This is a genomic window from Pseudomonas sp. S1(2024), assembly GCF_046557535.1.
Map to the genome: position 1 here is coordinate 1 of NZ_JBKGFP010000033.1, position 5,577 is coordinate 5,577.

The following is a 5,577-nucleotide window of genomic DNA, read 5'->3' on the forward strand; positions in this document are numbered from 1 at the left end:
ACAACTTAAAAAAAAGGGCTCCTCCAAAAAGGGGAAGGAACCTTGTGTAGGAGCGGCCTTGTGTCGCGATGGGCTGCAAAGCAGCCCCAAAAACCTCAAGGAAACGACATGTCCGACCCACTGGTAATCCCCTGCCCCCACTGTAACGGCCTCAACCGCCTGCCCGCCGAGCGCCTGGGCGACGCGCCGAAATGCGGCCGCTGCAAACAGGACGTGCTGCTGAGCACCCCCTTCGAACTCACCGAAGCCAGCTACGCCAGCCAGATCAAAGGCGACCTACCACTGCTGGTCGACATCTGGGCCGACTGGTGCGGCCCGTGCAAATCCTTCGCCCCCACCTTCGAACAGGCCGCCCGGCAACTGGCCGGCCGCTGCCGCCTGGCCAAGCTCGACAGCGAAGCCAACCGCAACCTGGCCGGGCAACTGGGCATCCGCTCTATCCCCAGCCTGCTGCTGTTCAAGAATGGCCGTGAAGTCAGCCGTCAGGCCGGGGCGTTTCCACTCCAGTCGTTGCTGGAGTGGTTGCATAGCCAGGGGGTTTAAGCGTTCTCTTCGAGTAGCGAATGCAACTCGACAAACTGCTGGGTCAGCTTGTGCCTGGGCTCCAGGTGAATCAGCGGAAGGCTGGCATGGTGCGACTCACGCATCTTCACCGAGCTGCCCAGGTACACCGGTAGCACCGGGAGCCCTTCGGCCAGCAGCTCGTCGAGCATCTGCTGTGGCAGGCTGGCGCGGGACTGGAACTGGTTGACCACGATGCCTTCGACCACCAGGTCTTCGTTGTGGTCTTCCTTGAGCTCTTCGATCTCGGCCAGCAGGCCATACAGGGCCTGGCGCGAGAAGCTGTCGCAGTCGAAAGGAATCAGCACGCGATCGGCGGCGATCAGTGCGGAAACCGCATAGAAGTTCAGCGCTGGCGGGGTATCGATGTAAATGCGCTCGTAGTCCTCGTCCAGTTCGTCGAGCAACTTACGCAGCTTGTTGATCTTGTGCTTCGCCTCAAGCTTCGGCTGCAGATCGGCCAGCTCGGCCGTGGCGGTGACCACATGCAGGTTGTCGAACGGGGTTTCGTAGATATCGACCTGGTTCTTCTTGCTGAACGGCCCGCTGGACAGGCTTTGCTTGAAGAAGTCGGCGATGCCCATGGGGATATCGTCGCCGGTCAGGCCAGTCAGGTACTGGGTCGAGTTGGCCTGGGCATCCAGGTCGATCAGCAGGGTCCGATAACCTTCGCTGGCGCTCACAGCCGCCAGGTTGCAAGCGATGCTCGACTTGCCCACACCACCTTTCTGATTGAACACCACGCGCCGCATGATTGACCTCCGTGTATCAACGAATGCCCGAGTATGTGGCGCCGCTGCGGCAATGACCAGTGCCATTTGCCCGGAACAACAGCCTTGTGCTGCCTGCCCTGGCCCTATCGCCGACAAGCCAAGCGCGTCCCCTGTGGGAGCTGGCTTGCCGGCGATAGGGCCCGATCAGGCAACTACACTGCCCCCGCCAGCCACCTGCCCCGTGAGCAACTCGGCAAATGCCCGTGCCATCGCCGACCCACCATGCTCGCGCTGCACCAGCCACACCGCCGACATCGCCCCTTCATCCAGCAGCGTACGATAGACCACCCCCTCGATGCGCATGCGCTGGAACGACGCCGGCAGCACCGATACCCCAAGCCCTGCCGATACCAGCCCGATGATGGTCATCGCCTCCCCCGCCTCCTGGGCAAAATGCGGGCTGAAACCCGCCTGGCGCGCCAGGCTCAGCAACTGTGCGTGCAACCCGCTGCCATAGCTGCGCGGGAAGAACACGAACGGCTCATGGGCCAGCGCGGCCATGTGCACGCCATGCCCCGTGCCTTCGACCAATGGATGCGAGGCATTGATCACTGCCACCAGCGGCTCGCGAAACAACTCGGTGGCCACCAGCCCTTCCGGCAGCGGCATCGGCCGCATCAGCCCGACCTCGATGGACTCGTCGAACACCCCTTCTGCCACGTCGCGACTGCTCATTTCCTTGAGGTTCAGGTGCACCGCCGGGAAGCGCTGGCGAAACGCGTGGATGGCCTTGGGGATCTTCGAGGTGAACGGTGCCGAGGAGGTAAAGCCGATCTTCATCTCCCCCAGCTCCCCCAACTGCGCACGCCGGGCGACATCGGCGGCCTTTTCCACCTGCGCCAGCACTTGGCGGGCTTCCTCGAGGAACAACCGCCCCGCCTCGCTCAGCTCGACCCGACGGTTGGTACGCTCGAACAGACGGGCCCCCAGTTCCTGCTCCAGCGCCTGGATCTGCTGACTCAAGGGCGGCTGCGAAATGCCCAGCTGCTGGGCGGCGCGGCCAAAATGCAGCTCTTCGGCCACGGCGATGAAGTAACGCAAATGGCGCAGTTCCATGATCGGCTCCGAACAGGTCGTAAAACATCTCAAATAGGTCGAACAATATATTGGATCTAATCATTAGCCAGCTATATGCTTTTTTTCATTGCGCCAGAGGTTCCCCCCCGTGAAAACTGCTGTAGCTCCCCTTCCCGCCGAACCCGAACCTGCCCCGCTGAACGAAATGTGGATCGAAAAAGGCACCCCCGCCTTCATGAAGACCGTGCTGGCGCTATTCAGCGGCGGCTTCGCCACCTTCGCCCTGCTGTACTGCGTGCAGCCGATGATGCCGTTGCTGTCGAAGGAATTTGCCATCAATGCGGCGCAGAGCAGCCTGGTGCTGTCGGTCTCCACAGCCATGCTGGCGTTCGGCCTGCTGATCACCGGCCCTATCTCTGACCGCATCGGGCGCAAGCCGGTGATGGTGTTTGCCCTGGTCTGCGCCGCCCTTTCCACCTTGGCAAGCGCGGTGATGCCGAGCTGGGAACTGGTACTGGCCACCCGCGCCTTGGTCGGCCTGTCGCTGAGCGGCCTGGCGGCGGTGGCAATGACCTACCTGAGCGAAGAGATCCACCCGCAGCACATTGGCCTGGCCATGGGCCTGTACATCGGCGGCAACGCCATTGGCGGCATGAGCGGGCGCCTGATCACCGGCGTGCTGATCGATTTCGTCAGCTGGCACACGGCGATGCTGACCATCGGCGGCCTGGCCGTGGTGGCGGCGCTGGTGTTCTGGAAGGTGCTGCCCGAGTCGCGCAATTTCCGCTCGCAGGCGATGAACCCACGCAGCCTGCTGGATGGCTTCGTCATGCACTTCAGGGATGCCGGCCTGCCCTGGCTGTTCCTCGAAGCCTTCCTGCTGATGGGCGCCTTCGTCACCCTGTTCAACTACATCGGCTACCGCCTGCTGGCCGAGCCCTATCACATGAACCAGGCGCTGGTCGGCTTGCTGTCGGTGGTCTACCTGTCGGGCATCTACAGCTCGGCGCAGGTCGGTGCACTGGCTGACAAACTGGGCCGGCGCAAAGTGTTCTGGGCCAGTATCGTGGTCATGGCAGGGGGCTTGCTGATGACCCTGGCCAGCCCTCTGGTGATGGTGATCGTCGGTATGCTGGTGTTCACCTTCGGCTTTTTTGGCGCGCACTCGGTGGCCAGCAGCTGGATCGGCCGCAGGGCTCTGAAGGCCAAGGGACAGGCGTCGTCGTTGTACCTGTTCAGCTATTACGCCGGGTCGAGTGTGGCCGGTACGGCGGGCGGGGTGTTCTGGCACCAGTGGGGCTGGAATGGCATCGGGCTGTTCATTGGCAGCCTGCTGGCGGTGGCGTTGCTGGTGGCGCTGCACCTGAGCAGGCTACCACCGAAATCGGTGTGAAACATTCGCGGGCACGCCCGCTCCCACAGGGACGGCACCTCACCTGAAGCCACCGCCATACCTGTGGGAGCGGGCGTGCCCGCGAACTTGCCGTCGGATCAGTTGATGATCTCGACCATATCCACATCCACTTCCCGGCTCATCAGGTGCTTCTCCACCTCACCGGTCAGCTTGACCTTGGTCTTGTCGTTGAACTGCGTCGGCGGCAGGTCTTCATCATCGATTTCCACGGTGATGGTGCCGGTGTTGTCCTTGAACTCGTACTTGTCGTCGTTGTTGATCTTCTTGGTCACGAAGCCTTGCAGCACCACTGGGGTGTCGTCGGCAGCATCGTTGGCCGCAGCTACGGTGGTGACCGACTGGGCGCCGGGGCCGGTGTAGCCGGCAGCCAGGGCGGCAGTGCTGAACAAGGGGGCAAGAATCATCGCAATGTAACGTGCTTTCATGAGGATCAGGTCCTGCTTCGGTTTCGATGGGACCAGATTAACGACGATCGCTGAATTAAAACTTAATGAACAAAAAGCCCGACACATGGCCGGGCTTCGTGTTCAGCGATCGACTCACTGATGGTATTGCGCCGACAGCTCATGCACGGCGTTGATGAACACGCCAGCGTGCTCCGGGTCGACTTCCGGTGTGATGCCGTGGCCCAGGTTGAACACATGGCCTGTGCCGTGGCCATAGCTGGCCAGGATGCGCGCCACTTCCTTGCGGATGGCCTCGGGCTTGGCGTACAGCACGGTCGGGTCCATGTTGCCCTGCAGCGCCACCTTGTCACCCACGCGGCGGCGGGCATCGCCGATCTCGCAGGTCCAGTCCAGGCCCAGCGCGTCGGCACCGGCTTCGGCGATGCTTTCCAGCCACAGGCCGCCGTTCTTGGTGAACAGGATCACCGGCACCTTGCGCCCCTCGTGCTCGCGGATCAGCCCGCTGACGATCTTGCGCATGTAGGCCAGGGAGAACTCCTGGTAAGCCGCCGCCGACAGGTTACCGCCCCAGGTGTCGAAAATCTGCACGGCCTGGGCACCAGCGAGGATCTGGCCGTTGAGGTAGCTGGTGACCGACTGGGCCAGCTTGTCCAGCAGCAGGTGCAGGGCCTGCGGATTGTCGTAGGCCATGGCCTTGGTCTTGCGGAAGTCCTTCGACGAGCCGCCTTCGACCATGTAGGTGGCCAGGGTCCACGGGCTGCCGGAGAAGCCGATCAGCGGCACGCGGCCGTTGAGCTCACGGCGGATGGTGCTGACCGCGTCCATCACGTAGCCGAGGTCTTTCTGCGGGTCGGGGATCGGCAGCGCTTCGATGTCGGCCGGGGTGCTGATGACCTTCTTGAAGCGCGGGCCTTCGCCGCTTTCGAAGTACAGGCCCAGGCCCATGGCATCGGGGATGGTCAGGATGTCCGAGAACAGGATCGCCGCGTCCAGCGGGTAGCGGTCCAGCGGCTGCAGGGTGACCTCGCAGGCGAACTGCGGGTTCATGCACAGGCTCATGAAGTCACCGGCCTTGGCGCGGCTGGCGCGGTACTCCGGCAGGTAGCGGCCGGCCTGGCGCATCATCCACACTGGGGTGACGTCTACGGGTTGCTTGAGCAGTGCACGCAGGAAACGATCGTTCTTCAGGGCAGTCATGTCGGCATCCGGAAAAATAGTGCGGGCATTTTCTCAGACGCCAGCGCAAAAGGCACGGTCAAGGCCATGCGTTTTGTCTATTGGATGCCATGGATCAAGGATTTTTGTATACAAAAATGCCTTTGGGGCTGCTTTGCAGCCCGTCGGGGGGAAAAAAATCCCCCCCCCACAATACCCTATCACCCCCACACTAACTCATTCTTTTCGC

General features: G+C 62.5%; 6 protein-coding genes. 2 read left to right on the plus strand and 4 right to left on the minus strand.

Features of this window, described 5'->3' with window-relative positions; translation table 11 throughout:
* The first annotated feature begins 108 nt into the window (after positions 1-108).
* Positions 109-543, plus strand: coding sequence for a thioredoxin TrxC (gene trxC, locus ACLCGK_RS09910; RefSeq protein WP_410951908.1), 435 nt, complete (start codon positions 109-111; stop codon positions 541-543).
* On the opposite strand, the gene ACLCGK_RS09915 is transcribed toward trxC, so the two are convergent.
* A complete protein-coding gene (locus ACLCGK_RS09915) occupies positions 540-1,313 on the minus strand; it encodes a ParA family protein (RefSeq protein ID WP_025340949.1) in 774 nt (257 codons plus the stop codon). The two genes, trxC and ACLCGK_RS09915, sit on opposite strands and share 4 nt — an antisense overlap.
* Positions 1,314-1,478: 165 nt before the next feature.
* Positions 1,479-2,390: a LysR substrate-binding domain-containing protein gene (locus ACLCGK_RS09920; RefSeq protein ID WP_410951909.1), complete on the minus strand. Its 912-nt coding sequence runs from the start codon at positions 2,388-2,390 to the stop codon at positions 1,479-1,481.
* Between the two features lie 166 nt (positions 2,391-2,556).
* Between ACLCGK_RS09920 and ACLCGK_RS09925 the strand changes: the two genes are divergently transcribed.
* Positions 2,557-3,744, plus strand: a complete 1,188-nt coding sequence (locus tag ACLCGK_RS09925; RefSeq protein ID WP_410951911.1) for an MFS transporter — start codon at positions 2,557-2,559, stop codon at positions 3,742-3,744.
* 98 nt (positions 3,745-3,842) lie between these two features.
* On the opposite strand, the gene ACLCGK_RS09930 is transcribed toward ACLCGK_RS09925, so the two are convergent.
* Together ACLCGK_RS09930 and hemE are read right to left on the minus strand one after the other, a co-directional pair.
* A complete protein-coding gene (locus tag ACLCGK_RS09930) occupies positions 3,843-4,190 on the minus strand; it encodes a YgiW/YdeI family stress tolerance OB fold protein (protein ID WP_410951910.1) in 348 nt (115 codons plus the stop codon).
* Positions 4,191-4,304: 114 nt separating this feature from the next.
* Positions 4,305-5,369 carry a uroporphyrinogen decarboxylase gene (hemE, locus tag ACLCGK_RS09935; RefSeq protein ID WP_025340953.1) on the minus strand — a complete coding sequence of 355 codons (1,065 nt, stop codon included), beginning with the start codon at positions 5,367-5,369 and terminating at the stop codon, positions 4,305-4,307.
* Between the last annotated feature and the right edge of the window lie 208 nt (positions 5,370-5,577).

Bases quoted from the DNA above. Each gene is read 5' to 3' on its own strand.
- ACLCGK_RS09930 (WP_410951910.1), bottom strand. From the start codon at position 4,190: ATGAAAGCACGTTACATTGCGATGATTCTTGCCCCCTTGTTCAGCACT.
- trxC (WP_410951908.1), top strand. From the start codon at position 109: ATGTCCGACCCACTGGTAATCCCCTGCCCCCACTGTAACGGCCTCAAC.
- ACLCGK_RS09925 (WP_410951911.1), top strand. From the start codon at position 2,557: ATGTGGATCGAAAAAGGCACCCCCGCCTTCATGAAGACCGTGCTGGCG.
- hemE (WP_025340953.1), bottom strand. From the start codon at position 5,369: ATGACTGCCCTGAAGAACGATCGTTTCCTGCGTGCACTGCTCAAGCAA.
- ACLCGK_RS09920 (WP_410951909.1), bottom strand. From the start codon at position 2,390: ATGGAACTGCGCCATTTGCGTTACTTCATCGCCGTGGCCGAAGAGCTG.
- ACLCGK_RS09915 (WP_025340949.1), bottom strand. From the start codon at position 1,313: ATGCGGCGCGTGGTGTTCAATCAGAAAGGTGGTGTGGGCAAGTCGAGC.